The organism is Paenibacillus roseus, from assembly GCF_016424485.1.
Lineage (GTDB): Bacteria > Bacillota > Bacilli > Paenibacillales > Paenibacillaceae > Paenibacillus_D > Paenibacillus_D roseus.
Genome location: NZ_JAELUP010000103.1, coordinates 448,809 through 475,397, shown reverse-complemented (window position 1 = coordinate 475,397; position 26,589 = coordinate 448,809). Strand labels below are relative to the sequence as shown.

At 53.1% G+C, this 26,589-nt stretch carries 22 protein-coding genes; 4 read left to right on the top strand and 18 right to left on the bottom strand.

Features of this window, described 5'->3' with window-relative positions; translation table 11 throughout:
* Positions 1-36: 36 nt before the first annotated feature.
* The 8 genes from priA to JFN88_RS19005 all read right to left on the bottom strand — a co-directional run bounded on the left by priA (position 37) and on the right by JFN88_RS19005 (position 11,648).
* Positions 37-2,547, bottom strand: coding sequence for a primosomal protein N' (priA, locus tag JFN88_RS19040; RefSeq protein ID WP_199020856.1), 2,511 nt, complete (start codon positions 2,545-2,547; stop codon positions 37-39).
* On the bottom strand, positions 2,544-3,761 hold the full coding sequence (gene coaBC, locus JFN88_RS19035; RefSeq protein ID WP_199021320.1) for a bifunctional phosphopantothenoylcysteine decarboxylase/phosphopantothenate--cysteine ligase CoaBC: 1,218 nt from the start codon (positions 3,759-3,761) through the stop codon (positions 2,544-2,546). Before coaBC ends, priA begins: the two co-directional genes overlap by 4 nt.
* 461 nt (positions 3,762-4,222) lie before the next feature.
* Complete coding sequence (rpoZ, locus tag JFN88_RS19030) at positions 4,223-4,432, bottom strand: DNA-directed RNA polymerase subunit omega (protein WP_199020855.1); 210 nt, start codon at positions 4,430-4,432, stop codon at positions 4,223-4,225.
* A gap of 15 nt (positions 4,433-4,447) precedes the next feature.
* Entirely contained in the window at positions 4,448-5,065 is a 618-nt protein-coding gene (gmk, locus tag JFN88_RS19025; RefSeq protein ID WP_199020854.1) for a guanylate kinase, read from the bottom strand.
* A gap of 12 nt (positions 5,066-5,077) precedes the next feature.
* Complete coding sequence (remA, locus tag JFN88_RS19020; RefSeq protein WP_005548256.1) at positions 5,078-5,338, bottom strand: extracellular matrix/biofilm regulator RemA; 261 nt, start codon at positions 5,336-5,338, stop codon at positions 5,078-5,080.
* A 306-nt stretch (positions 5,339-5,644) separates the two neighbouring features.
* Positions 5,645-7,546: a bifunctional homocysteine S-methyltransferase/methylenetetrahydrofolate reductase gene (locus JFN88_RS19015; RefSeq protein WP_199020853.1), complete on the bottom strand. Its 1,902-nt coding sequence runs from the start codon at positions 7,544-7,546 to the stop codon at positions 5,645-5,647.
* Between the two features lie 242 nt (positions 7,547-7,788).
* Positions 7,789-8,619, bottom strand: a complete 831-nt coding sequence (dapF, locus tag JFN88_RS19010) for a diaminopimelate epimerase (protein WP_199020852.1) — start codon at positions 8,617-8,619, stop codon at positions 7,789-7,791.
* Between the two features lie 251 nt (positions 8,620-8,870).
* On the bottom strand, positions 8,871-11,648 hold the full coding sequence (locus JFN88_RS19005; protein WP_199020851.1) for a calcium-translocating P-type ATPase, SERCA-type: 2,778 nt from the start codon (positions 11,646-11,648) through the stop codon (positions 8,871-8,873).
* 261 nt (positions 11,649-11,909) lie between these two features.
* On the opposite strand from JFN88_RS19005, the gene JFN88_RS19000 reads away from it, so the two are divergent.
* Positions 11,910-13,676 (top strand): Rqc2 family fibronectin-binding protein, encoded by a 1,767-nt coding sequence (locus tag JFN88_RS19000; RefSeq protein ID WP_199020850.1) that lies wholly within the window; start codon positions 11,910-11,912, stop codon positions 13,674-13,676.
* Between the two features lie 85 nt (positions 13,677-13,761).
* Here JFN88_RS19000 and JFN88_RS18995 read toward each other — a convergent pair whose 3' ends face one another.
* The 9 genes from JFN88_RS18995 to JFN88_RS18955 all read right to left on the bottom strand — a co-directional run bounded on the left by JFN88_RS18995 (position 13,762) and on the right by JFN88_RS18955 (position 22,973).
* A complete protein-coding gene (locus JFN88_RS18995; RefSeq protein ID WP_199020849.1) occupies positions 13,762-14,616 on the bottom strand; it encodes a PHP domain-containing protein in 855 nt (284 codons plus the stop codon).
* Positions 14,607-15,518, bottom strand: coding sequence for a selenium metabolism-associated LysR family transcriptional regulator (locus JFN88_RS18990; protein ID WP_199020848.1), 912 nt, complete (start codon positions 15,516-15,518; stop codon positions 14,607-14,609). Before JFN88_RS18990 ends, JFN88_RS18995 begins: the two co-directional genes overlap by 10 nt.
* Before the next feature lie 197 nt (positions 15,519-15,715).
* A complete protein-coding gene (locus tag JFN88_RS18985; RefSeq protein WP_199020847.1) occupies positions 15,716-16,153 on the bottom strand; it encodes a hypothetical protein in 438 nt (145 codons plus the stop codon).
* 343 nt (positions 16,154-16,496) lie between these two features.
* Positions 16,497-16,760 carry a YlbG family protein gene (locus JFN88_RS18980; protein ID WP_199020846.1) on the bottom strand — a complete coding sequence of 88 codons (264 nt, stop codon included), beginning with the start codon at positions 16,758-16,760 and terminating at the stop codon, positions 16,497-16,499.
* A gap of 40 nt (positions 16,761-16,800) precedes the next feature.
* Positions 16,801-17,295, bottom strand: coding sequence for a YlbF/YmcA family competence regulator (locus tag JFN88_RS18975; RefSeq protein WP_199020845.1), 495 nt, complete (start codon positions 17,293-17,295; stop codon positions 16,801-16,803).
* A gap of 77 nt (positions 17,296-17,372) precedes the next feature.
* Positions 17,373-19,358 carry a helicase-associated domain-containing protein gene (locus tag JFN88_RS18970; protein ID WP_199020844.1) on the bottom strand — a complete coding sequence of 662 codons (1,986 nt, stop codon included), beginning with the start codon at positions 19,356-19,358 and terminating at the stop codon, positions 17,373-17,375.
* The gene (locus JFN88_RS18965) at positions 19,355-21,043 is read right to left on the bottom strand and encodes a DNA repair helicase XPB (protein WP_199020843.1); all 1,689 of its coding nucleotides are present in this window, start codon (positions 21,041-21,043) and stop codon (positions 19,355-19,357) included. Before JFN88_RS18965 ends, JFN88_RS18970 begins: the two co-directional genes overlap by 4 nt.
* A 200-nt stretch (positions 21,044-21,243) precedes the next feature.
* On the bottom strand, positions 21,244-21,681 hold the full coding sequence (locus JFN88_RS18960; RefSeq protein WP_199020842.1) for a CBS domain-containing protein: 438 nt from the start codon (positions 21,679-21,681) through the stop codon (positions 21,244-21,246).
* 104 nt (positions 21,682-21,785) lie between these two features.
* Complete coding sequence (locus JFN88_RS18955; RefSeq protein ID WP_199020841.1) at positions 21,786-22,973, bottom strand: M20 metallopeptidase family protein; 1,188 nt, start codon at positions 22,971-22,973, stop codon at positions 21,786-21,788.
* A gap of 247 nt (positions 22,974-23,220) precedes the next feature.
* Here JFN88_RS18955 and JFN88_RS18950 point away from each other — a divergent pair, with 247 nt between their 5' ends.
* Complete coding sequence (locus tag JFN88_RS18950) at positions 23,221-23,565, top strand: YugN family protein (protein WP_199020840.1); 345 nt, start codon at positions 23,221-23,223, stop codon at positions 23,563-23,565.
* A 16-nt stretch (positions 23,566-23,581) separates the two neighbouring features.
* Entirely contained in the window at positions 23,582-24,727 is a 1,146-nt protein-coding gene (gene ftsW, locus JFN88_RS18945) for a putative lipid II flippase FtsW (protein WP_199020839.1), read from the top strand.
* 173 nt (positions 24,728-24,900) lie between these two features.
* Here the strand turns inward: ftsW and JFN88_RS18940 are convergent, their stop codons facing one another.
* Positions 24,901-25,284 (bottom strand): Asp23/Gls24 family envelope stress response protein, encoded by a 384-nt coding sequence (locus JFN88_RS18940; protein ID WP_199020838.1) that lies wholly within the window; start codon positions 25,282-25,284, stop codon positions 24,901-24,903.
* A gap of 221 nt (positions 25,285-25,505) precedes the next feature.
* Here JFN88_RS18940 and cax point away from each other — a divergent pair, with 221 nt between their 5' ends.
* Complete coding sequence (gene cax / locus JFN88_RS18935; protein WP_199020837.1) at positions 25,506-26,564, top strand: calcium/proton exchanger; 1,059 nt, start codon at positions 25,506-25,508, stop codon at positions 26,562-26,564.
* The last annotated feature ends 25 nt before the right edge of the window (positions 26,565-26,589 follow it).

Here is a 26,589-nt window from a genome sequence, read left to right as displayed (position 1 = left end):
AGACCGGCTATCAAAGTGAAAATTTATAACTGCAACTTACATAATAACCTGCGGATCAACATCGACGCTGAACTGCACCTTGCCCTGCTGCGAACCCTCCTGCAGCGGAGCCAGCGCCTGCCGGATCAGTCCGACAGCATCGACGCTCCCCCGATATTTTATCATACATTGAAAACGGTAGCGATCCTTCAGCCTTGGGATGGGCGAGGCGACAGGTCCGAGAATGCCCATGACCCGCTCTTGCCTGCCGCCAAGGTCGCCCAGCACGCCCTGCCTTGCCGCCAGTTCGCGCAGCGCCTCGGCAAATTGCTCTCCCTGCTGGACGAGCAGCGGCAGCTGCTCATGGGACATCGTCACCAGCACGAGCCGACAAAACGGCGGATAGGACAGCAGACGCCGATGCTTCAGCTCCGCCTCCAAAAACGCATCATAATCATGATGCTTCGCCGTCTGAATCGAGTAGTGCTCCGGCGTATACGATTGAATCACAACCTGACCGGGGAGATGATGGCGTCCGGCTCGGCCCGCTACTTGGGTAAGCAATTGGAAGGTCTTTTCCGCCGCGCGGAAATCCGGGAGATTGAGACTCGAATCCGCAGCGATGACCCCGACCAGCGTCACAAGGGGAAAATCCAGTCCCTTGGCGACCATTTGCGTACCAAGCAGCACATCGGCCTTATGCTGGCCGAATTCGGTCAGCCATTTCTCATGCGAACCCTTCTCGGTCGTCGTGTCCACGTCCATTCGGATGACCCGAATGCCGGGAAACAGCTTGACGAGTTCCTCCTCGACCCGCTGCGTGCCCGTTCCGAAGAAACGAATATGCTCGCTTCCGCAGTCCGGACATGCTTCCGGTGAACGCTCCGCATGTCCGCAATAATGGCATCTCAGCATCCGGGTTCGCTGATGATAGGTCAGCGAAATATCACAGTGCGGACACCCGGCCGTATATCCGCAGGAGCGGCACATGACGAAAGTCGAATATCCGCGGCGGTTGAGCAGCAGTACCGCCTGCTCCCCCCGCTCCAGACACTGCAAGAGCCCGGCGTGCAGACGGCGGCTGAACATGGAGCGATTGCCGTCTTTCAGCTCTTCTCGCATATCGATTACCTCGACAGGAGGCAACGGTCGTCCGAGCGCCCGCTCAGGCAGCGGCAACAGTGCGCCGCCGCCGAGCTGGAGCGAGGCCCGCCGGGCTGCCATGAAGCTCTCCAGCGAAGGCGTCGCCGAGCCAAGCACAACCACCGCGCCATGCTGACGGGCCCGCTTGACCGCAACCTCGCGCGCATGATATTTAGGCGTTTCCTCCTGCTTGTAGGAGGACTCATGCTCTTCGTCTATAATGATCAGCCCGATATGCTCGAATGGCGCAAAAATCGCCGAGCGAGCGCCGATTGCGACCTTGACCCGGCGCTCCTTGATCTTGCGCCACTCATCATAGCGCTCCCCGCCGGACAGCCTGCTGTGAAGCACCGCTACCGCGTTGCCGAAGCGGGATTTGAACCGCTCCACCATTTGCGGCGTCAGCGAGATTTCCGGCACCAGCACGATCGCCTGACGGCCCTGCTCAATACAACGGGCTATTGACTGCAAGTAGACTTCCGTCTTACCGCTTCCGGTCACCCCTTGCAAGAGAAAGACTTTGGACTCGCGCGCTGCAACTGTCTTTGTTATCGTCTCATATACATCCGCCTGCCCCGGCGTCAACGGAAGCGGCTCCGATACGCCAAAATCACGACCAGCATACGGGTCACGATCCTGCTGCACCTCGCGCAGATCAAGCAGGCCCTTATCCGCCAGCGCACGCACGCTCTGAGCCGAGCCGCCGGCCTGCGCCAGCAGTTGCTGGAGCGCAATCCCTTCTGCAACACCCGCTACCGTCACAAGCAGCTCCCGCTGCTTGGCGGCGCGTGCCGGCAGCTTGGCGAGTTCTTCCTTAAGCGACTCTTCCTCAAGCACAGGAAATACAGTCAGCACCTTCTTCACCGCAAGACGGTCCTTGACGGCTACTATCTCCGTCAATTCCCCGCTACGCAGCGCCGCAGCAAGCAGCAGCGTCCATTGCGGGAAGCGCGACTGGAGTGAGTCAAGCTTGACCTTTCCTTGACGGGCAATAAATTCGCGCAGCTCATCAGGCAACATAGAACTTTCCTCGCCAGCATCACTGCCCGCCGGAACGTTTCCGGACTGATAACCAAGAGCGATGTAGCGCTCAGTCTTGCCTTTCAGCGCGGAAGGAATCATCGCCTGCAGAGCGGAAATCCAGGTGCAGCAATATTTATCGCTGATCCATTGCGCCAGCTCAATCAAATCCGGGGATAACGGGGGCACAGGGTCCAGCAGTTCGGCAATAGGCTTCAGACGGCCGCCGGATACTTCGGATTCATCCGTAAGCGCGACTACAAAGCCCTGCAGCGTCCGACCGCCGAAGGGTACGCCGACGCGACTGCCAATCCCGATCCAGCTTTCGAGCGACGCGGGGATCTCATAATCGAAGGGACGATCGGTCTGCCTGCTCGGCACATCGACGATGACACGCGCAATCATTGTCCGGCAGCTCCCTTGGCTCCAGGCAGCCGCTCCGCAGCAAGCATCATCAGCTGTTCGGCAACCTCGCGCTTGGACAATATCGGCCAGGAAGCAACTTCACCCTCCGCATCGAAGATTTGCACAATATTCGTATCCCCGTGAAAGCCCGCGCCTTCCTGCGAAACATTATTGCCGACGATCAGATCACAGTTTTTGCGCCGCAGCTTGTCCATGGCGTAATGCTCCAGATTCGACGTCTCCGCGGCGAAGCCGATCAGAAATTGGCCCGTCTTGCGTCGTCCCAGCGTCTCCAGTATGTCCGGCGTCTTCTCCAACTCAAGGACAAGCGTACCGCCAGTCTTTTTCAGCTTTTCGCCAAATGCGGCAGCAGGTCGGTAATCGGCAACTGCAGCCGCCTTGACCACAATATCTGTCTCAGTAAACCGGCTCAGCACCTCATCCAGCATTTGCTCGGCTGATTCTACCTGCACCAGTTCTACATCCGCCGGCGGCTGTGCAAAGGTTCTGGCGGCCACGATTGTCACCTTGGCTCCCAGCTCCCTGGCTGCGGCTGCGATTGCAAAGCCCATTTTCCCCGAGGAATCATTGGTCAAGTAGCGAACCGGATCGATTCTCTCCATCGTTCCGCCGGCGGTCACCAGCACCTTTTTTCCCTTGAGCGCCTCAGACCGCTGAAAAAATTGCACGACGGCCTCTGCAATCTCCTCCGGCTCCGCCAGCCGGCCCTTCCCTACGTAGCCGCAAGCCAGCAGCCCGACGCCGGGCTCGACGAAACGAACGCCCCGAGACGCCAGCAGCTTCATATTATGGATAACAGCCGGATGCTCGTACATATGGACATTCATCGCCGGGGCGACAAGCACAGGCGCCGTTGCCGCGAGCAGCGTGGTGCTCAGCATATCATCCGCCAACCCGTGCGCCATCTTGGCAATCACATTGGCTGTGGCCGGCGCAACAATAATGAGATCCGCACTATCCGCCAGGTCAATATGCGAGACGACAGACGGGTCCTGCTCATCAAATGTATCGGTATAAACAGAATGGCGGGAGAGTACTTGCAGAGTCAGCGGCGTAATGAATTTCACCGCCGATTCCGTCATAATGACCCGCACATCCGCACCGAGCTTCACGAGCTTGCTGCACAGCGCGGCGGCCTTGTAAGCGGCAATCCCCCCTGTAATGCCCAGCACAATGGTTTTTCCCTTCAGCATCATCGAAGCCACTCCTCCTTCTCTCGAAAGACCGGCCTTCATAGCTCCGGCCTAAGCGTTAGCCATGTTGCGTCCGTAGAGACTATCGATAGAATGGCCTTTTTTTCAGGCATCCCATAAGCTCTTGATACGCAATCTCTTTCAAAAAACGCGCCCTGAAAGGCAAAAAACTGCACTGATGCAGTTATGAACTCTTGCTGTGTATAAATGCTTATATTTTAAAAAAATAACAACCGCTGGGGTTGTCACTGTAGTCCTAACCATTCAATTGTCGCATCTTGGACCGCCTGCTGAACGCCATTACGTACGCCCCAAGGCAAAATATATAGACCATGCTTGAACAAGAGGCCTATATATTTTCATTGGATGACTTCACCCCGGACCTGCATGTAAAGACTGTCCTTAACGCCGCAGAAATGCAGCAGCTATGGCCAGAATCGCAGACAGAGTAGCTTATGCTCCTAGTTCTTAATATCCGGGTTGGATTCAACCTGAATATAATCGTGATAAATCTCTTCCAGCGCAACGCCGACAAATTTGTGGGATTTCGGAGATTTCAACTCGGACTTTTCGCCATCCCGCAGCATGCGGGCACGCCGTGAGGCAGCAACTACCAAAGAATATTTGCTGTCAACCTTCTTCACCATTTCATCAATCGATGGATACAACATATTACTTCACCTCGTTCACGCTTTTTCCGATGCGGTCTGCATCCGGTTAATCTCATTCACATAACGCGATCTCTTGCAGTGCTCGGCAGTAACGATACTCTCAATCCGGTGGCAGGCTGCATCCAGATCATCATTGACAACCGCATAATCGTAATGCTGCAGCAGGTTCATCTCTTCCACCGCAACATTCATCCGGTTCTGGATCAAATCCTCTGTCTCTGTGCCGCGCCCTGTGATCCGCTCTTTGAGCACATCGAGAGAAGGCGGCAAGAGGAAAATAAAAATTCCTTCCGCAAACTTCTCCTTCACCTTCAAAGCGCCCTGGACCTCAATTTCAAGAATGATGTCCTTGCCGCTCTCGAGAGTGCGCTCCACAAAATCGCGCGGCGTGCCGTAATAATTGCCGACGTACTCCGCATATTCCAGCAGCGCATCGCGCGCGATCATGTCTTTGAACTGCTCTTTAGTTTTGAAAAAATAATTGACTCCGTCCAGTTCCCCTTGTCTAGGCAAGCGCGTAGTCGCGGAAACCGAATACACCAGCTCCGGCATCTTCTGCCGGAGTACGGAGCAGACGGTTCCCTTGCCCACGCCAGAAGGACCGGACAATACAAATAAAAGTCCTTTTCTCATGATACTCCCCATCTATTCGTCGTTGTCGTCATCCTTCGTCGATAGGCGATGCGCCACCGTCTCGGGTTGAACAGCCGAAAGGATAACATGGTCGCTGTCCGTAATAATAACAGCTCTTGTGCGTCGTCCGTAAGTCGCATCAATCAGCATGTGACGGTCGCGGGCCTCCTGAATAATCCGTTTGATCGGTGCCGATTCAGGACTGACGATTGAAATAATGCGATTCGCAGATACAATATTACCAAATCCGATATTAATTAATTTAATCGCCATTGCAGGCTTCCCCTCCGGTCTTCCTTGTAGCAATTCCCCTGAAAGAAAAAAATGAATAATCGATGCCAATAATTGGCCGGGTAATTGCTAGCGGATTGCACTATTCTTGACGAAAAACGCCTGGTGCATACGTTCCGTTATTCGCCTGCCCCTGCCGCATCCATGATCACAAGCCTGTCCTGCACAAACCAAGACAACTGCTGCTGTCGTCAGCGGGGGGATGGCAAACACATCCATGTTCCTATTCTAATTCATTTTGCAAACAGGAACAAGAGAAAAAGCCTTCGCCTTGAAAATCGGTCTAATTTAATGAACAAGAGGCTGCGAGCGCCCTGTCTTCTTCCAGACATAATCGGTCAGGCTGACCGACATCTCGTAGAACATAAACGGTGTAATCAAATAGATGCCATTGAAATGCTCCATTGCTGTATCGAGCAGCTCCCGGGCAATCCGCACACCCTCTGCGCGCCCTTCTTCCCCTTCAAGCCCCGCCATTCTCCGGCGAACCTCATCCGAGAGTTGAATCCCCGGCACCTCATTGTGCAAATACTCCGCATTGCGACCGCTAGCCAGCGGCATGATGCCGACGAACACGGGGACGGATAAATGCTTGGTTCCTTCAGCCATCCGCTTGATCAAATCCGGGTCATAAACAGGCTGGGTCATAATATAGTCCGCTCCGGAATCAATCTTGCGCTCCAGGCGTTGAATTGCTTTGTCCAGATGTTTCACATTTGGGTTAAATGCCGCGCCGACGACGAAATTCGCTTTTTGCTTAAGCGGTTTTCCGGAGAAAGCCGTCCCTTCATTCAACTGCTTGATCATGCGGATCATCTCAAAGGATGTCAGATCGTAGACCGAGCTGGAATCCGGCAAATCTCCGAACCGCGCCGGGTCGCCTGTTACAGCCAGCACATGATCGATGTCGAGCGCATCGAGTCCCATCATATGCGACTGGGTGCCGATCAGATTGCGGTCCCGGCAGGCGATATGAACCAACGGACGCAGACCAACCTGTTCCTTGATCACCGCAGCCAAAGCCAGATTGCTCATGCGCGTAACCGCCAGCGAGTTGTCCGCCAGCGTCACAGCGTCTGCCTTCACTGTCTGCAGGGCAGCGCAGCCGACCATAAATTTGCGAATATCCAGGTCACGCGGCGGGTCCAGTTCGACAATGACCGTGTGCCGTTCCTTCACGATGTCTACAAGACTCGGCTCCTTCTCTGCCGGAGCTTGCTTGTTCACCTCAGCCACGACAACGGAGCCAGCATTGCTGCCAACTGGCGCAGACGCAGGCTCCAGATTCTCGGGAAGCACAGCGCCCGGTTCAAATAGCGACGGCTGATAATTGGCAAGGGCCGATGCAATCGCCGCAATATGCTCCGGCGTTGTCCCGCAGCAGCCGCCGATAATCCGCGCGCCCCGATCGGCGAAACGGATTGCAGCGTCAGCAAAATATTCCGGTGTTGCCGCATACGTATATTTTCCATCCACATAGTCGGGAAAACCCGCGTTAGGGAACACGGAGAGCGGCAGTTCCACCGGCTCGCTCATCGTATTCAAAGCCCGTAAAATCCCCGCCGGACCGCTGCGGCAGTTCAATCCAACAACGTCCGCCCCTTCCGCTGCGAGCAGGCCAAAAGCCTCATTCAGGCTATACCCGTCCTGCGTCCGGCCCACATCCTCAACAGCGAACTGGCAGATGACCGGAATTTCGGACGCTTTCCGCACAAGCCGCAGCGCGAGCAGCATTTCCTCCAAATCATAGAAGGTTTCCAGCAGGATGCCGTCTACGCCTTCATCAATCAGAATGCCAAGCTGCTGATCAAAAGCCTTCTTGACCTTGGACATGTTGATATTGCGCTTCTTGCCTGCCCGGATTGAACCGACCGCGCCAACCACATAAGCGTCACTGCCCACCGACGAGCGGGCAATTCGCACGCCTGCGCGGTTAATCGCCTCTACTTCGCTCTCCAGACCGTATTTATACATGTTCTCGTAGTTCGCCGTGAACGTATTCGTCTCTATGATACGGGCGCCAGCTTCATAATAAAGCCTGTGAACACCCTCTACCAGCTCCGGACGGAGCACGTTAAATTCCTCATAAGATACATTGACAGGGAAGCCCTGCTGATGGAGAAATGTCCCCATCGCACCGTCACCGGTCAACCAGGTTGTCTGTAATGCTTGCCGCAAACTTAGTTTCATCGAAACTCTCCACCTCCACAAGCGTAAATTCCCGGGCCCGCTACAAGCCAGTACATCCGGTCATTCCGCAGTAGAACTGCAAATACAATTCAAACCGGAAAACGGCTTCCCCCTCTCTCAAAAGGAAGCGATTTTCCGGCGACTATTGCAAGTCTATAAAACTATTATACTCGATTTGCGGTCAATTGTGTTCATTTTCACAATTGTTGCGGCTATCCCTTTACAGGAAATGTTTCATAAGATTACAAGGTTCCCCGGTAGACGACTGCTGCCGGACCCGTCATATAGACATGATTGTCTTCCTCACTCCACTCGATCAGCAGATCGCCGCCCTTCAGCGATACCGTAGCCTTGCGGTCCGTCAAACCGTTAAGCACCGAGGATACAACCGTTGCACAAGCGCCCGTGCCGCAGGCAAGCGTCGGTCCGGCGCCGCGCTCCCAGACGCGCATGTCTGTATGCGTACGGGAATTGACCGTAACAAATTCAACATTGATTTTGCGAGGAAACAACGGATGAGTCTCCAACTTCGGTCCCCATGTCGCCAGATCGAATTCCGCTGCATTGTCTACATAGATGACGCAGTGTGGATTGCCCATCGATACCGCTGTGAAAGAAAATTCGCGGCCGTCTACCTCAATGGGGTGAGCGACAATCTGTTCGGCCTCAATGGTCGTCGGTACCTTCAAGCCTTCCAGTACAGGCGCGCCCATATCGACGCGAACCAGCGCCACACTTCCCTCTTCCACTGTCAGCTGCACCTTTTGCACGCCCGCGCCAAGCGTTTCAATGGTAATCTCTTTCTCATCCGTCAGACCGTTATCGTACACATATTTGCTCACGCAGCGGATCGCATTGCCGCACTGCTCGGCCTCCGAGCCGTCCGAATTTATAATTCGCATGCGAAAATCAGCCTGCTCCGACGGCAAAATGTAAACCAGCCCGTCCGCTCCAATTCCGAAGAAGCGATTGCACAAGGATACCGCCAGTTCGCTTGCATTTCCCGGAAGCTCCTGCTCGCCGTAAACAATGATAAAGTCATTTCCAAGTCCGTGCATTTTCGTAAATTCCATCTCTAACAACTCCCTTATCCTGTAGCTCTATTGCTATTAGCATAGTGGAAAAAGGGCGTGGGACGGAATTCACATTTTGTAGCATTATTTGCACTATTGCGCTACTTGCTCCAATCACTCGCGGGAAATCCGAGCCTATGGCTGCAAGCACGTATCAAACAAAAGCTTACCGAAGCGGTTGACCGGCCAAAACACCAAAGCGGCCGCCCAGAGGTCTCCCCGGGCAGCCGCACAAACTTTATGGACTATAATTATCTTGCGACAGGATGCGAACCGCTCAAGGTAAGCCGCTTCTTCGTCTTTTTGCCGCCGGGCGTGCCTAGCACGCTGCCGATGCCCATTACGAAGGTCGGAATGCCTGCTGCGACAAATACAAGACACCAGGAACGGAAATCAAGCGGCACCGTCTTGAAGATCGGCTGCAGCGCCTCAATATACACAACGCCCAGCATCAGCACAAGCGAGGACAGTACAGCCAATACCAGATAACGGTTCTGGAAGGGATTGCGGTGAAAAATCGACCTGGAGCTGCGGCAGTCAAATACGTGAATCAGCTGCGCCAGCACAAGCGTTGCAAAAGCAACGGTCTGCGCCTCGATCAGCTCTGCTCCCGAACGCAGCGTAATCCAGAAGGCAGCCAGCGTGCAAACGCCGATCAGAATTCCACGGCTAATAATTTTCCAGCCGAGCCGGCGGGCAAATATATTTTCCTTCGCGGCGCGCGGCTTCTGCTGCATCAGATCCTTCTCGGACTGGTCCACGCCAAGCGCCATCGCAGGCAGGCCGTCGGTAACGAGATTGACCCACAAAATCTGGATCGGCACAAGCGGCAGCGGCAATCCGGCCATTACCGCCAGGAACATGGTCAAAATTTCGCCGACATTGGACGCCAGCAGGTAACGGATAAATTTACGGATATTTTCATAAATGCTCCGCCCTTCCTCAATCGCCGCCACAATCGAAGCGAAGTTGTCATCGCTCAGCACAAGCGCAGACGCTTCCTTGGCAACATCAGTTCCGGTAATGCCCATTGAGATGCCGATATCCGCTGCCTTGATTGCAGGGGCATCATTCACGCCGTCTCCGGTCATGGCGACGACATGTCCTTTGCGCTGCAGCGCTTTGACGATACGCAGCTTATGTTCGGGCGATACCCGCGCATAGACGTAGACATTCTCCACGCATCCATCCAGCTCTTCGTCCGTCATCGCCGCCAGTTCCCGGCCGTTAACCGTTTTGCCGCCGCGCGGTGTAATGCCGAGCTGCCCGGCAATCGCTTCAGCTGTCAGCTGATGGTCGCCGGTAATCATAACCGTCTTGATGCCGGCTCTGCGGCAGGTTGCAATCGCGTCGCGCACCTCGCGTCGCGGCGGATCAATCATCCCGGTCAGGCCAACGAATGTCAGTCGGCTCTCTGTCTCCTGCTCCGTCTCGCAAGCGTCATGCGGCCGCAGATCACGGTAGGCCATCCCGAGCACCCGCAGTGCGCCCGCAGCCATCTGCTCGGCGCTAGCGGCTACCTTTTGCCTAAGGCTCCCGCTCAGCGGCACAACCTTGCCGTCCCACAAAATATAGCTGCACTGCTCCAGCAGTAAATCCGGCGCCCCCTTCGTACAGAGCAGCCTTCCGCCCTGGTGGTGAACCAGCACCGACATCCTTTTGCGCTCGGAATCAAACGGCAGCTCTTTGACCCGCTTGTAGATGCCCTCCAGCGATTTCGCCGATACGCCCAACTTGGCCGCCAGCACGGCAAGCGCTCCTTCCGTCGGGTCTCCCTGCAGCACCCATTCCTCCGCAGTTTCTTCTTTGCCTTTGCGCCGTTTGTCCGTCTCCACAGGCTGTTTGTACAACGAGGCGTTGTTGCACAGTGCCGCCACTTGCAGGAGGCGGCGCAAATGCTGGTCGTTTTTCAGATCAGCGGCAACCCCGCCTTCGATGACTTCCCCGGTCGGCTCGTAACCCTCGCCGCTTACATCCAGCCATCTGCCGCCAAGCCATAGCTTCGTGACCGTCATTTTATTTTGCGTCAGCGTGCCTGTTTTATCCGAGCAAATAACCGATGCGCAGCCGAGCGTTTCGACTGAAGGCAGCTTGCGTATAATTGCTTTGCGTTTGATCATACGCTGCACGCCGAGCGCCAGCGCAATGGTCACAATCGCCGGCAATCCCTCCGGAATCGCAGCTACGGCAAGACTGACCCCTGCAAGGAACATCCCGTATGCGGGTTGTCCATGCAAAATACCTGCCACCACTACGAGAATGGTCAGGCCGACTGCAACGCCGATCAGAATCTTGCCCAGTTGCTCCAGACGGTGCTGCAGCGGCGTCTCCACAGAATCGGTCTGCGAGATCAGATCGGCGATTTTGCCCATTTCCGTATTCATCCCCGTACGCACGACAACTGCTTTGGCCGTGCCCCGGGTAACCATCGTCCCCATAAAGCCGAGATTACGCTGGTCGCCGAGCGGCAGATCGCTCTCTGCGATTGCTGACGATACTTTGCCTACGGGGACGGATTCTCCGGTCAGCGCCGATTCTTCAGCGTAGAAGCTGTTCGTCTCCAGGAAGCGTACATCAGCCGGCAGCCGGTCTCCCGATTCCAGCACGATGATATCTCCCGGCACCAGTTCCACGGCCGGGACAACTGCCGATTGGCCATCCCGGATGACATGGGCGGTGGGCGCCGACAGTTCCTTCAATGCGCGCAGCGAGCGCTCTGCCCGAAATTCCTGTATAAATCCAAGCACCCCATTAATGATAATAATAGCGATTATCGTGAGCGCGTCCAAATATTCGCCGAGCAGACCAGATATTAGAGTTGCGCCTACGAGAACGAGCACCATGAAATCTTTGAATTGATTCAGCAGCAGGACCAGAGGTGAAATCCGCTTCCCCTCGGACAACTCATTGCGGCCAAACCTGGCTAGCCGCTCCGACGCTTCCTTTGAGGCCAAACCCTGCTCAGGTACGAGTCCAAGTTTCTCCGACAGCTCTCCTGAATCCATCTGGTACCATTGTTTCTGTTCCATTGTTTTAGTCTCCCTCCGCTTCACGCCGCCTTTGTCGTTCCCGGCCGCTCCAGATTCGCAGGCACGGACCGGACAGCCCCTTATGCCTAAATGTATTCGGACAAACTGGAAAATATCCCAGGGAGGGACTTAAGTTTTTGTCCTGACTATGGCATGATAGAAGATAGAGCGGTTCCGGTCGCCTTACCGCCATGCAACTGGATTTATTGATCTGCTGCCTTATACCGATACCAACTATGATCTTTGAAGGAGACACAAACTATGGCCCTTGACGGCATCGTAACAAGCGCAATAGCCGAAGAGCTGAAGCCGCTCATCGGCGCGCGTATTCATAAAATTCATCAGCCCAACCCTCGCGATCTGGTGCTTCAGATTCGGGGAAACGGCGGTCAAGCCAAGCTGCTGCTGTCCGCCAACCCGACCTATCCGCGAGCGCATCTGACACAGCAAAGCTTCACCAATCCCTTGGAAGCCCCGATGTTCTGCATGCTGCTTCGCAAGTATTGCGAGGGCGGCGTTATCGAAAATATCGAGCAGACCGATCGAGAGCGGATTCTTCGTCTTTCCATCAGACGGAGGGATGAGCTCGGCGATGTATCCTTGAAGACCATCGTGGTCGAGATTATGGGACGCCACAGCAATATTATTTTGCTTGATCCCGCTACCCAGACCATCCATGACGGCATCCATCATGTAACGCCAGCTATCAGCAGTTACCGGATTATTATGCCGGGCAGCCAGTATACCGCCCCGCCTGAGCAGCATAAGGCCGATCCGGTGTACATTACAGATAAGGCCGCATTCGAAGCCGCCCTCTCCGCAGCCGCCAAGGAAGAACCCTTATCTGCCGAGAAACGGCTGGTCGACGCCTTTAGCGGGATCAGTCCGCTGCTCGCCAAGGAGATCGCCTACCGCAGCATACAAACTGCGAGTGCCAATCAGCCTGAAGAGCATGGAATTGACGCGCTCTGGCTTAGCTTCAACGAGGTCATGCAGCAGGTACGGAACAACAATTACACGCCGGTCATCGCTACCAGCCCGGAAGGGAAATCGCATTTTTCCATTACATCGCTCACGCATCTGAACGCTGCCGAGGTGCAGAGTTACGAAACCATCAGCGCATGTCTGGAGGCATTTTACGGAGACAAGGCCGAGCGGGATACCGTCAAGCAGCGCGCGAATGATCTTGTCCGTTTTGTGCAAAACGAAAAAAATAAAAATGTGAAAAAAATAGAGAAGCTGAAAAATACGCTGGAAGAAGCAAAGGATGCGGATAAATACAGGGTGCTCGGAGAGCTTTTGACAACCTGCATGCACCAGATTGAACGGGGACAAAAAAGCGTAGAGGTCATCAATTACTACGAGGAGGAGCAGCCGCTTATTACAGTTGCGCTTGATCCTCAGTTGACGCCTTCCGAAAATGCGCAGCGGTATTTCAAAACATATACCAAAAGCAAAAATAGCGTCGTTGCCGTTCATGAACAGATTCAGGGCGCCGAGAACGATATTGTCTATTTCGACTCCCTGCTCCAGCAGCTTGAGAGCGCGGCGCTGTCCGATCTGGATGAAATTCGTGACGAACTGGTCGAGCAAAGCTATCTGAAAGCGCGCAGCCGCAAGGGACCCAAGAAGAAAAAAGCCGCCAAACCTTCTCTGCTGCACTACACTTCCTCTGAGGGCATTGCGATTCTGGTCGGAAAAAATAATACCCAAAATGAATATTTGACCAATCGGCTCGCCGCTTCGTCCGAGACCTGGCTGCACACGAAAGATATCCCGGGTTCGCATGTCGTAATTCGTGAAACCAACTTCGGAGACCCGACGCTTGAGGAAGCCGCCATGCTCGCTGCCTACTACAGCCAGGCCAAATCCTCCAGCATGGTACCGGTGGATTATACCCTGATCCGTCACGTGCGCAAGCCTAGCGGCGCCAAACCCGGCTTTGTCACCTACGACCATCAGAAGACATTGTTCATCACACCGGATGAACAGCGGATCAAGGCGCTGCCTTGTCAGGTCAAAACCTAAGGCGCTCCGCAACATTAAGCAGCAGCCAAACAAAGCCGGGAGGACCCCTTATAAAAAGGTAGATCCTCCCGGCCTCTTAGTTCCGTTATTGGCTATCTGTCCGACTGGCGATCTGCAATTGCTCCAGCAGCTTCACATCGACGGTGCGGCTGCCAAGGTCCCCATGGAAAACAACACCCTGGCGTTCCCCGTGATAGTCTGAGCCTGCGGTCTCCAGCAGACCGTAGCGCCTTGCCAATGCCGCATAGCGCGCTTCATCCTCTGCGGTGTGGTCGGAATGGAAGACTTCAATGCCGTTCACCCCGTGAAGGATGATCTCTTCAACCAGCTTGTCGTCATGGTACAAGCCCGGATGGGCAATGACACTCGTACCGCCCGCTTCACGAATCCATTCCACCGCCTCGAAGGGCGATACTTTGGGCAGATTGGCGTAACCCGGCTTTCCGGAGCCAATCCATTGCTCGAACGCTTCAGAAATCGTTGAGACGACTCCCTTCCCCACCAGTACCGCGGCAATATGCGGCCTGCCGATGCTCTTGCGTCCTTCCATACGTCCGGCAGCCGCAATAACCTCATTCATTGTAATCGGAATGCCGTGCTTCCGCAGAGCTTCCACGATCTGTTCGTTGCGGCGTCCGCGTCCTGTGCCCAGCAGTTCTAGCCGCTGCTGCCATTTCGCATCCCGCCAATCGGCATAATAGCCGAGAATATGGATATCCTTGCCTGAAGCCGATGTGCTGATCTCAATGCCGGGGACTACCGTAATGTTCAATCTTGCTCCTTCAGCCAGCGCTTCCTCCACGCCGCCCATCGTATCATGGTCCGTGATAGCTACTGCCGCAAGTCCCTTCTCCGCTGCCAACTGCACGACCTCGGCCGGTGTTCTCGTTCCATCTGAAACTGTCGTATGCGCATGCAAATCCGCTCGGTCTATAGCCATTGCAACAGATCCCTCTCTCTCAGAAAAGTCAGAAAGGTAACAGCCGAAATCGGAAGGAGAGCGGATTTCAAATAGATGGAGTAGAACTGCCGCTTGAATCGCACATCGGCAATCGGCACTACCGAAATTAGTCCCAACGCAACTTCATGCTTAACCGATGACGCTGAAACAAAGGAAACGCCAAGTCCGGCCTCTACCGCCGATTTGACAGCCCCCGTGCTGCCAAGCTCCATGACGATTTTTAACGATGCCGGGTCAATGTCTCGACTGCGGAGCTCTTCTTCCATGACAAGTCTTGTTCCCGAGCCTTGCTCCCGGAGCACAAAGGGATATTCCAGCACATCGGCGATCTGGACAGTCTCCGCTTCAGCAAGCGGATGACCGGCGGGTACGATCAAATAAAGCTCGTCGCTCATTACCGCCTCCATATGCATATCCGGGTGATTGACAGGGGCCTCGATCAAGCCGAAGTTAAGCTGATGATTGAGAATATCCTCCATAATCTGCGCGGTATTCATGACCTTCATACTAATGGAGATTTGCGGATACTCCTGACCGAAAGGCCCAAGCAGCCGCGGCAGAATATATTCTCCAATTGTCAAGCTCGCGCCCAATTGCAGACGTCCCCTGAGCTGCTTGGTAAACTTGGACATCGAAGAATCCGTCTCCCGTATGAGTTCTATGCTGCGTTGGGCAAACGGCATAAGCGCCCTTCCTGACTCTGTCAGCTCAATCCTTTTGGTAGAGCGAAGCAGCAGCTTCGTGCCAAAATAGTCCTCTAGCGACTGCACCTGCATGGTTACCGCCGGTTGCGTCATATGCAGCGACTGGGCTGCTGCAGAGAAACTGCCCTTTTCCGCCACCGTGTAAAAAATGTGAAGCTGATGAAAATTTAACGCCATCACCCTGTCCCCCTTATGCAAACGCAGCTATGCCAATTTTCAGGTCCGCTGCCAAACTGTTTAACAGATGGAATACTGTTGTTCCCGAGCTTGACCTTCCGCACGCCCCTCTAGCGATTTGAAAAGCACGTACCTAAAAAGCGGTACGTGCTCGCTATGCTCTATATAGCCAAAACGCTGAATCTCTAAGACGGCCTCTACTTGCGCTTGCGGCTATTCTTGATCAAAGTCATCCGCCTAGAGTGGCGAAGCCAGGAATAGTAAGATTTCAGATCCCTTAACTCAATGGTTTCCGACATGCGCCCGAGGAACGTAACCACGATCATCTTGTGCAACGGATTGCCAATTAAATCGGTTTCACCTTCCAGTATAGCGAATTCGGCAACAAATACCAGATCTTCATCAATCAGGTAGACATCCTCTTCGTTCCTGTAATAGGGCTGAACCCGTCCTTGTTTCAAACTTTGCCAAATATAGTCGGCGATATCCTCGAAGCCTGTTTTCTCGCTTTCGATACGGTCTGCCCAACGGATCTTGGCATGGTTCGTGATGACGACATCTGCAACTTTTTTATCACCAAGCACGATATGAAATGACTCGTAAGTATTCCATCTTTCGGTCGTTTTGTCTTTCATCTCGAATCCACTCCTCCCCGGGATCAGCCCTGATTCTTAATAAAATTGTTACTACATATTCTACCATGCCTAAGCAAGATTTCAAATGAAAAAATAATAATTCTGCAATTGGAAACGGTTTTCATGGATTACACCCTAAAAATTACATTTTTTGATATAAAAAGAATAAAGTCAAGGTTGTCCAACCGTTGCAATCCATTGTAATTCAAGTGAAATCAACTGGAAGTGCTTTTAAAAAAACAACTTTTCGCATAGAAACAGAAGCCATTTTTTCATAAGAAAACGAATACATTCTTATATTTTTAGAAAACCTCCCGAACAGGTCGGGAGGCTTGCTCGACGTTTACAGGCTGTAAAACCGGGTTTTGTCCGGTACGTCCGAATTATATTCCGTTTTGATTTCATTGCGGTAAGAACGCTCAATCCGCTTAACGAAGGGCAGCCGCTGAATATTGCGCACCGTATCCTCAGCGCGGTCCGCATTCATGTACATGACGACATAGTGCATCTTCCTCGACATATAATAGACGTTCCCGTACTTATCCAGGGAACGGGCAGCTTTCAAATCATTCACCCAGATAATATAACCTGTCCGTTCTGAAAACACAGCTTCCCTCCGTTCTTGGTTTATTAGGTTAACTAAACGATTAGCCGCAGCCCCCGCTCCCGCAGCTGCAGGAGCCTCCTCCTCCACAGCCCGATCCGACAGATTCGTTGCCAGGCACCTTGATGGTATCCGACACCGAAGAGGCAATGAGATGCGAGATGTCATACAATAGCTGATCAACCGCAGCCTCCGCCTCCTTGAACCGTCTGACGCATTCATGACGATCCAGTTCCCCCTGCAACTGCTTGACCTTGTCCTTCGCCGCATGAAAATCAGGATGAAAGCGTCCGAAGCGCTCACATTCCGTAAAAAAGTCCTTGGCTTTCAGAAACTGCTTGGCAAGCTTCTGCACCTCTTCATCAGCAGCGACAATCGACTTCCAATATGAATAATCGGCAACATCTGCCGAACCAATAATCATGTCTCCGAGCTCGTAAGCGTTCAGAAGCAACCCTGCCATATCCAACGTAGCAACTTGTTCTCCATAGCCAAAAACATCGCTTGGTAAAACGGACGTCTTTTCGGCAGTCGGCATGTATGCACCCCTTCTCAATTATGAAATTGAACTACCCTCCTATCATACCACGAAACGGGATAAATAGAAGAGCCTATTCATTCCTCCGTTGCCGGAACGATGAGCCGCATCTCCTCCCACATCTCCGGGCGCAGCGATATTTCCGACGGCTCGGCCCCATCCTCTTGCTTCAGCCACCCGCTGATTCTCCAGCTTCCTTCCGCCTCATGGAGAGTTGAAGGAATAAAGGACAAAATGGAAGAATCGGAACGCAGCTCTACGGCTGTATGCAGCTCTAGCGCCCGCTCCAGTATTTCCCGCTTCGTAGACGAGTGGTAGGCTCTTAACTGACGCGTCCAGGACGACGGCAACTGCTTTAGGGCCTCATGTGCCTTTATCAGCAGCGGAACCTCGGTATGCAGTGTAAAATGCTTCAATCCCACAGGGTCATAGAACAATCCTGCCTGGGGCTTCGCTGTCTGGGAACGGGATTTGTTCCGGCTTTTGCCTGCGCGTTCCAACTGCTCGGACAACGGTGGTTTGACCGCACAGCAGCCAAGCTGGTCCAGCCCCTTCAGCAGAGTGTTCAGTTGCCGCAGTTCCACCACAAACGTCCGATCGCCAAGTTGCTCGACCAGCAGTTCCCGAAGTGACGGCTCGGAAGCAAGCTGCTGTGCAATTTCGCTTCCGGCGCAGCGAAGCAGCGTTGCCTGCTCAATCTGTACGCTTCCTGCCTGACGGGACCACTCCAGGATGAGAGCGGCTACATTTTCCGGCACATCATTCCCGGATGCATCCCGTAAAAATTGCAGCATTCCTTCCCCTGTCCAGCCTTGCTTCACCGCTTGTGCCGCCTTGGCCTTGGTCATGCGATACACCGTTACAACCCCGGCCTGCACAAACTCCGCAACTTCCTCCAGATGCCAGCGAACATAAAAAGGAACATCCTGGGCAGCAATGATCTCGCAATCCGGCTGGACATAGATCCGTCCCGGCTCCGCCTGAGGAACATTGGCGGCAAGTACCCGCCAGCGAAATACTTCAATTCCATCCTTCGTTCTCCCCTGCTCCAGCCAACCGCATGCCTGAAGAACGCGCAGGCAGCAAGCGAGGCCGGAGAGCATGGCTTGCTGCCTGTTTGAAGCTTGCATGTCTGCATTGGGACTGCTGATGGCAAGCTTGCTCAGCCATGCTGCGGCATCGCCTACCGCGTACCATTTGAAGGGGGCTACATGAAGCAGAGCAGCTGACGGAAAGGCCAAATTAAAGTCCGCAGTCATGTATCTGCTGACAAATAGTGCAGCAAGTTCCCTCTCCCTCACTATTTCGGGCAGATTCAACCACACCTCGCCCGTCTCCGCATTCCAAACATATCCGTCTTCATCCTCTAGCAGCAGATCGAGCGTCAATGCCAAATCAAGCAGAAGCGCAACCGGCTTAGGGTAGTCATCCCGGTAGGCGAATGCCGCTGTCCAGCCTTCCAGATCTCCTTCCTTCATGAACAGCCTGCCTGCCGTTTTGCTAATCACCTTCTTGGGGAGAACCCCCTTGGCATTGAAACGCATCCCTGCCATGACCAATGTCCGCAATCCGTCCAACAGTTTCATGCCTAGTGGAGCACAATCAGCACCCTGCCTATCCGTGATCTGACGTGCCTGCTCTCTGGCAAGCGGCACGGGACCGAACGGGAACAACGCATGTAGCCAGGCTGCAAAAGCATCTCCCGGCAGAAAGAACAGCTCGTCTCCCCATGATTTGCGCACTGCAAATACAATGCCCGCCTGCCTGAGCTCAATCAGCCCTTGCAACAGCTCGGCGCCAGACCAGCGACCCTGAATGGCTCCTGCCTTGCGCAGCCTTTCCTCGTCAAAGGGGAGCGGACCTAACTGGCGTAGCGCCAGTTCAAGCAGAGCGCGGGCTCTTGAAGACAGCTTTGCTGCCGCGGCTGCCAGCACACGGCTGTCAAGCTGCGCTTGACGCCAGCCAAGACCTTCAGAAGCAGCTTCTTCCCATGCCGGGTGGCTGGCAATGAAAGCATTCAGTTCCGATTCGCCGAATCGCAGTGCAATTTCTGCCGTTCTCATGTCACTGCCGCCTTTCCCGGTTCGGTATGGTTGCCCCACATTTCCAACTCATATGAATAGCCCTGCTCAATCATGAACATTTGCCGTTTGAGCGCGAATTCAGTCTCCTTCGTTCCTTCCGTCACCAAACTGTAAAACCGCGCCTCATTGCTCCCTGATTTTGGCCGCAGTATCCGCCCCGTCCGCTGCGCCTCCTCCTGCCTTGAGCCAAAGCTTCCTGAAACCTGAATCGCAACCGAGGCATCCGGAAGATTGACGGCGAAATTGGCAACCTTGGACACAATCAGTACCGACAGCTTCCCTTGCCTGAATTGCTCAAACAGCCGCTCTCTCTCATCATGAGGCGTGCTTCCGGTCAGCATCGGAATTCCGAGCCGGGAGGACAAATGTTCCAACTGATTCAAATACTGGCCGATAATTAAAATCTGCTGTCCGACATGGCGCTCCAACAATTCGCTAATGACATCAAGCTTAAGGGGATTTTCGCTGGCCAGACGCTGTTTGCCTCTTGGCTGTGCCTTGCAATACTTCTCCCGGCAGGCCTCGGCAAGCGGAATACGGATCTCTACACAGGACAAAGCCGCGATCCAGCCTTTGCTCTCCAGTGTTTTCCAGGGCAGGTCGAAGCGCTTGGGTCCGATCAGCGAGAATACATCCTCCTCCCGACCGTCTTCACGGATAAGCGTCGCAGTCAGCCCCATTCTGCGGGTAGCCTGGATTTCTGCAGTCATACGGAATACCGGGGCAGGCAGAAGATGGACCTCATCATAAATAATCAGACCCCAGTTCCGTTCGCTGAACAGCTTCATATGGACGTAATCTTCCTGCTTGGCGCTTCTATGGGTAATAATTTGGTACGTCGCGATTGTAACCGGGCGCACCTCGCGGAGTGCTCCGGCATATTCGCCGATATCCTCTTGCCTTAGGGTTGTTTTGTTCAATAATTCCTGCTTCCACTGTTTCACGGAGATGACATTGGACGTCAATATCAAAGCCGCGCACTTCAGCTTCGCAAGCGCCGCCAATCCCACAACGGTTTTTCCTGCCCCGCAGGGCAAAACCAATACGCCGCTGCCGCCGTGGACGCTGCCTTCCTTATAGAACAATTCCACCGCTTGCTGCTGGTAATCTCTTAACGCCAGTTCCCGGGTGCTGACCTGCAATTCTTCCCCGCTATGGTAACCTGCCAAATCCAGCACCGGATAGCCGATCCGAATCAGTTCCTGCTTGAGCCTGCCCCGGTGCGCGGGACGAATCTCCCACGCATGATCCGAGTCTTTGAGCAGCAGACTATCGCGAATTGCAGGCTTGGCAGCAAGCTCCGCCAATACGATGGCATCGCTTCCCACAAGCAGTATGGTTCCGCCCCGCTGCTCCAGCCGCAGCTGTCCGTAGCGCGCGAACCATTCCACAATGCCCGTTTCCACCTGAACAGGCAGCTCAAAGCGATTATGCCGCTCCAGCACATCCAATATGTCATTCTCCGACAGCCCTGCTGCCGCCGCATTCCATATCGATAGCGGAGTCACTCGATACGTATGCAAGTCCCCTGGCCGTTTAATCAAATCCGCAAATCCGGCCAGCTGCTCGGCAGCATGTTCTCCTTGCGGATGCCGCTTGTCCAGCAAAATTGTGAAATTCGGCTGTATCATGATTGCGCCTGATTGATGTGCCAACGTACTCATCCTTTCCTTTTGTCTTGCTCGTTCATATTTTCGTCCCTCCTAGTGTGGGATTACCCCGGCCATTTTATTCCAAATACGAAAGCACAGGCGCAATTGGGCGGCAAAAAAAAGCCGCCCCGGCAGTTCGGGACAGCTTTCTTCATCACATCTTCCATTATGATTCGCAACGATTACGCTGCTCGGCCAAAAGCCGAGCCGGATTAATGAACGGCTGATGGCTGGTTCTCCTGCTCGGAGATGTGGCTTAGCGCCTCGCCAGCGTTATCGGCAAAAATCTCGCGGATCGCCAGGTCGCCAATAGCAACTACGCCAAGCAATTCACCGTTCTCAACAACCGGCAAACGGCGAATTTGATTGCGCGCCATAATGCGGGCAGCCTCATCCACCGATGTCGATGGCGCAATGGTCTCAATGTCCGTTGTCAACACCTCGGTTACCGAGGTGGAGCCGGAATGCTTCTGGGCATAGCCGCGAACCACCAAATCGCGGTCAGTCACAACGCCAAGCAGCTTCCTGCCTTCCACAATTGGCACAAAACCGATATCATTGTTCTTCATCATGACCGCCAGCTCGTAAATGTTATCGTGCTGGGTTGCTGTAATGCAGTCCGTTGTCATAATTTCTTTTACCGTTCTCATCGCACAGTCCTCCATCGTTGATTTACATGTTTTTCGTACCCAACGATAGCGTGGCCTGCCTCAGTCTTTCTCATACAACCCATATATTTGAATGCCCATGGGATTTAAATCTGAGAACTTGCAAAATCCTCCGCCATGCCGATTAGCAGGTTGGCTGAAATCAGCATCGCATTCTCATCAATATCAAACAGTGGATGATGATGCGGATAGCGGGCCCCCTTCTCCGGGTTGCCTGCTCCTACGAACATAAAGCAGCCTCTGCGCTGCTGCAAGTAATAGGAGAAATCTTCTCCCGCCATAATCAGACCGGACTGCTGCACCTGCTCCTGCGGCAACAGTTTGCCTCCTACCTTGAAGAACCGGGCAATTTCATCCGCGTCGTTCACGACAGTCGGGTATCCTTCCCGATAATCCAGAACACCCTTTCCCCCATACATGGAACAGGTCTGCTGAATCATTTCCTCCATCCGCTGGCGAATCAGCTTCCGGGTGTCCGGATTGAATGTCCGCACCGTACCGCGCAAGTGTGCCGTTTCCGCAATAACATTCGTTGTGCTGCCCGCCTGGAAAGAACCAACCGAAATAACGGCGGGCTCCAGCGGATTGACATTGCGGCTGATAATTGTCTGCAACGCGCTTACCAGAGCACTCCCGATAATAATCGCATCAATGGTCTCGTGAGGCAGGCCCCCATGACCTCCCCGGCCTGTAATATCAATATAAAATTCATCCGGAGCTGCCATGAATGCCCCTGACTTTGACGCCACCATTCCGACTGGCAGCGGCGTCCACAGATGAACGCCATAGATTGCATCCACATTCTCAAGAACGCCTTCCCTGATCATCGGCAGCGCTCCCCCAGGCGTACTTTCCTCCGCCGGCTGGAAAATCAGCTTTCTCGCCCCTGCAAGGGCAGAACGGTGATCCATATAATACTTGGCTATCCCAAGCAATGTAGCGGTATGGGCATCATGCCCGCAAGCGTGCATCACGCCCGGAACAGTCGAGATATAGTCCACCTGCTTCTGGTCTTGGATAGGCAGTGCGTCAATATCCGCACGCAGAGCCACGACCGGTCCCGGCTTTTCCCCTTGAATCAGAACAGTTAACCCGTGCCCGCCTACGCCGACAACCGGCTCACATCCCATCGCCCGAAGCTGTTCTGCGATATAAAGCGAAGTTTGCTTTTCCTCATAGGATAGCTCTGGATGACGATGAAGGTATCTTCGCCAGCCGACCATTGCGGAATAGAGGCTTTGCATGTTTCTGACATCATTAAACGACTCGGTCATCACCGCAAGTCCCCCTTGCCATATTTACACTTGCCCGCCGGCTTCACAGCGCCAGCAAGCTCTACGGCTATTATTTTACCAGAAGACCGTTCTGAAACAAATGGGGAGTTTTCATATCGAACAGATCAATTATTCGCAATACTGTCACCATTGAAGGAAAACCGTGATTCGGGCAGGCTTGCACTGTCAAAGGAAACATACTATCATGATAAAAGAAAACGTTTTGTTATTTGGAGGGGGATTTTCCTTGATTATTGACAATAGCGGTCTGAATGGCGTGACCAGCGATCTGGCCCACCTTGATGAATCAGGCGAAAAGCTTGGATTCGTACGCTGGCAGTGGGATTATTATCGCGCTACATATGATTTGAAGCTGGAAGACAATGCGAATAAACAAGTGTATTTCCTACGCGTCAATACCCGCGCTGTGGAAGGCAAGCTGGAGCAGCCTTACGCCATCTTGCAAATTGAAGCGATTTATATCGGACGAGCTACTTTCCCGCACGGTCTGGAATATGAGTCTCCGGTTCCTCAGCAAATATTGAATATAGCAACGCAGCGTTTACAGGACCTGAAAAAACTTCTTGCGTAGCCTGGGGGTTAACCCGATGAAAAAAACGCAGGGCGCGATCCGGGGCAGACCGGATTTTCTGCTGTTGATCCTGACGCTTCTGCTGGTCGGCTTTGGGCTGGTGATGGTGTTCAGCGCCAGCTCCAATATTGCCGTGGTCTCGGATAGGTATAATCGGGATGCTTTTTACTTTGTCAAAAAACAGCTCCTGTTTGCCGCCGTAGGATCTGTAGTTTTATTTGCACTGATGAATATTTACTACGAAAAATTTAAAACGTGGTTTATTTTTTATTTTATCGGTGTCATGTTCCTGCTTGCGATCGTTCCTTTCGTAGGTAAAGAAATTAATGGCGCAAAAAGCTGGCTCGGATTTGCAGGGTTCGGCATTCAGCCTACGGAATTTGCCAAGCTGGCGATTATTTTATATCTCGGCAGGCTTATTTCAAAAAAAGGCGAAAAGTTTCGCGATTTCAAAAAAGGGCTGCTGCCGGTCATTGTTATTGTCGGATTTGTATCCGGTCTGATTATGCTTCAGCCGGATTTGGGATCTTGCATCATACTGGCGATATGTGCCGGGATTATGATTGTGGCGGGAGGCTCCAATCTAAAGCACTTGTTCTTTACCGGAGTAGCGTTAAGTGTCCTGGTTGCTTTGATGGTCGCCATATCTCTTGCCGCAGACCCGCAATTGGATAAATGGGGCTACCGGATCGCCCGCTTCACCTCCTTTATGAATCCTTTGGATGATATGCTCGGAACCGGTTATCATTTGTCGCACTCCCTATTCGCACTTGGACACGGCGGCCTTGTCGGAGCCGGCTTTGGACACGGGGTCCAGAAGCTGCATTATCTCCCCTATCCGTACAACGACTTTATCTTCGCCGTCATCGGTGAGGAGTTCGGATTTATCGGCAGCGTGCTCTTTCTAGCCTGTTATGTCGCTTTGATTTGGCGCGGACTGCTTGTTGCCATACGCTGTCCGGATACTTACGGAACAGTTGTAGGTGCCGGTATTATAGGGCTGATCAGTATTCAAGCCTTTATCAATATCGGCGGTGTCTCCGGTTTGATGCCGATTACGGGCGTCACCCTGCCGTTTATCAGCTACGGGGGGTCATCACTTCTTATCACCATGGCCAGCATCGGCATTTTGCTGAGCATTTCGCGTGAATCAACCTCTTAGGAATCGGTTAATCCGCGTAACCGATAGACGATATCTCTATTTCAAAAACAATAGCAGCCTGCGTCTGAATACGTCGGCTGCTATTGTTATGAGTGGGGAATATAACTCTGCAAAGCTAAAAACAGGACGCCAACAGTTTGTCCACTCAGCGCCCTGCCTCATACCCCATTTATTTATTTAACCCGAATTTGCTGAATTTCTTCTTGTTCTTCATCTTTGAACAAGACACCTTCTACTTTTACATTGACTTCCACAACATGAAGCCCCGTCATATTCTCTACCGCTTCACGGACATTGCCCTGGAGCACGCGACACACCTCTTGAATCGGAATTCCATATTGTACGATTATTCGCAAGTCTATAGCGGCTTCCAACTGTCCAACTTCGACCGAGACGCCCTTCTGAACATTTCTGCCGCTCAGACGCTTGGCCAAGCCTTCGGATATTCCTCCGGACATCGCAGCAACCCCCGGTGTTTCCAGAGCTGCAAGACCGGCTATAGTAGAAACTACGTCATCTGAAATTCTAATCAAACCTGTATTCAAGTCTTCGGTCATTTGGCTTCACTCCTCATCTTCCATATAATTTCATTGTACTGGATGAACTGAGTGGAAGCAAATCCTATCTTTATGCTGCCGCGCTATCTTTTATTCGCCTTTGTCTGATTCAGATGCGGGTAAAAGTTGATTGCTTAGGGCATAATACCCTCTGCTTATTCCGCAATTTCCGCCGAGGCGCATTATACAATTGGAAATCATACATAAAAGAGGTGGGCAACATGAAAAAGTACGGATTTTATAGCGTAATGGTAGCGATCTTTGCACTGAGTGCAATCAGCCATTACGGAGGGTGGAACGTGATGTGGCAATTTGCACTGTCAGCGCTCGCTATCCTGTTCGTTGCCGGTTTTCTGGGGAAAGCAACTGAAAGTGTCGCCCATTATGCCGGACAACGGCTTGGCGGATTTCTGAACGCGACATTCGGCAACGCGGCCGAACTGATTATTGCGATTTTCCTCGTCAAGGAGGGCCTGTTCGATATGGTCAAGGCCAGCCTTACCGGGGCGATTATCGGCAATCTGCTGCTTGTCCTCGGGCTTAGCGTGCTGTTGGGGGGACTCAAATACAAGCAACAGCATTTTAATATTCAAATTGCCGGTTATAACGCCACCCTGATGATTATGGCAGTCATTGGCCTGTTCGTACCCGCTGTATTCGTGAAAGCCGAGCATTTCTCCGTCGAAAAAGATCATCTGCTCAGCTTGTCCATTGCCGCAATTTTGATTGTATCCTATTTGCTATGGCTGATCTTCTCCATGATTACCCACAGATCGCTGCTCTCGGACGGGGAAGCCGCTGCAGATCACGGGGAAACTCCACCATGGTCCAGAGGCGTCTCGGTTCTGTTTCTTGTTCTGGCCACAATCATGGTAGCCCTCGTCAGCGAGTGGCTCGTCGGGACTCTGCATACATTCACATCGCGCTTTGGCCTATCGGAGCTGTTCGTGGGCGCCTTTGTAATTGCGATCATTGGCAATGCCGCCGAGCATAGTGCAGCCGTCATGATGGCGATGAAAAATAAAATCGGCGCTGCAGTCGAAATCGCCATCGGAAGCAGCCTGCAGATTGCGCTCTTCGTCGCTCCTGTACTGATCCTGGTCAGTACCTTGTTCGGCCAGACAATGGACATTCTGTTTACCCCGATCGAATTGACGGCAATCGCCGTTGCTGTCTTTATCGCCAAATCGATTTCCAAAGACGGAACGACGAACTGGTATGAAGGGGTACTGCTTCTCATGGTGTATATTATTCTCGGGATCGCTTTTTATTTGGTATAGACGAGATTTAAACAAAAAGAGTAGT

Excerpts from the sequence above, each read along its gene's own strand:
- JFN88_RS19015 (WP_199020853.1), bottom strand. The coding sequence starts at position 7,546 with ATGAAACTAAGTTTGCGGCAAGCATTACAGACAACCTGGTTGACCGGT.
- JFN88_RS18965 (WP_199020843.1), bottom strand. The coding sequence starts at position 21,043 with ATGAGTACGTTGGCACATCAATCAGGCGCAATCATGATACAGCCGAAT.
- JFN88_RS18955 (WP_199020841.1), bottom strand. The coding sequence starts at position 22,973 with ATGACCGAGTCGTTTAATGATGTCAGAAACATGCAAAGCCTCTATTCC.
- JFN88_RS19000 (WP_199020850.1), top strand. The coding sequence starts at position 11,910 with ATGGCCCTTGACGGCATCGTAACAAGCGCAATAGCCGAAGAGCTGAAG.
- cax (WP_199020837.1), top strand. The coding sequence starts at position 25,506 with ATGAAAAAGTACGGATTTTATAGCGTAATGGTAGCGATCTTTGCACTG.
- JFN88_RS18990 (WP_199020848.1), bottom strand. The coding sequence starts at position 15,518 with ATGGCGTTAAATTTTCATCAGCTTCACATTTTTTACACGGTGGCGGAA.
- ftsW (WP_199020839.1), top strand. The coding sequence starts at position 23,582 with ATGAAAAAAACGCAGGGCGCGATCCGGGGCAGACCGGATTTTCTGCTG.
- JFN88_RS18940 (WP_199020838.1), bottom strand. The coding sequence starts at position 25,284 with ATGACCGAAGACTTGAATACAGGTTTGATTAGAATTTCAGATGACGTA.
- coaBC (WP_199021320.1), bottom strand. The coding sequence starts at position 3,761 with ATGCTGAAGGGAAAAACCATTGTGCTGGGCATTACAGGGGGGATTGCC.
- JFN88_RS18985 (WP_199020847.1), bottom strand. The coding sequence starts at position 16,153 with ATGAAAGACAAAACGACCGAAAGATGGAATACTTACGAGTCATTTCAT.
- JFN88_RS18995 (WP_199020849.1), bottom strand. The coding sequence starts at position 14,616 with ATGGCTATAGACCGAGCGGATTTGCATGCGCATACGACAGTTTCAGAT.
- remA (WP_005548256.1), bottom strand. The coding sequence starts at position 5,338 with ATGGCGATTAAATTAATTAATATCGGATTTGGTAATATTGTATCTGCG.
- rpoZ (WP_199020855.1), bottom strand. The coding sequence starts at position 4,432 with ATGTTGTATCCATCGATTGATGAAATGGTGAAGAAGGTTGACAGCAAA.
- gmk (WP_199020854.1), bottom strand. The coding sequence starts at position 5,065 with ATGAGAAAAGGACTTTTATTTGTATTGTCCGGTCCTTCTGGCGTGGGC.
- priA (WP_199020856.1), bottom strand. The coding sequence starts at position 2,547 with ATGATTGCGCGTGTCATCGTCGATGTGCCGAGCAGGCAGACCGATCGT.
- JFN88_RS18975 (WP_199020845.1), bottom strand. The coding sequence starts at position 17,295 with ATGCCGACTGCCGAAAAGACGTCCGTTTTACCAAGCGATGTTTTTGGC.
- JFN88_RS18960 (WP_199020842.1), bottom strand. The coding sequence starts at position 21,681 with ATGAGAACGGTAAAAGAAATTATGACAACGGACTGCATTACAGCAACC.
- JFN88_RS19005 (WP_199020851.1), bottom strand. The coding sequence starts at position 11,648 with ATGGAACAGAAACAATGGTACCAGATGGATTCAGGAGAGCTGTCGGAG.
- JFN88_RS18970 (WP_199020844.1), bottom strand. The coding sequence starts at position 19,358 with ATGAGAACGGCAGAAATTGCACTGCGATTCGGCGAATCGGAACTGAAT.
- dapF (WP_199020852.1), bottom strand. The coding sequence starts at position 8,619 with ATGGAATTTACGAAAATGCACGGACTTGGAAATGACTTTATCATTGTT.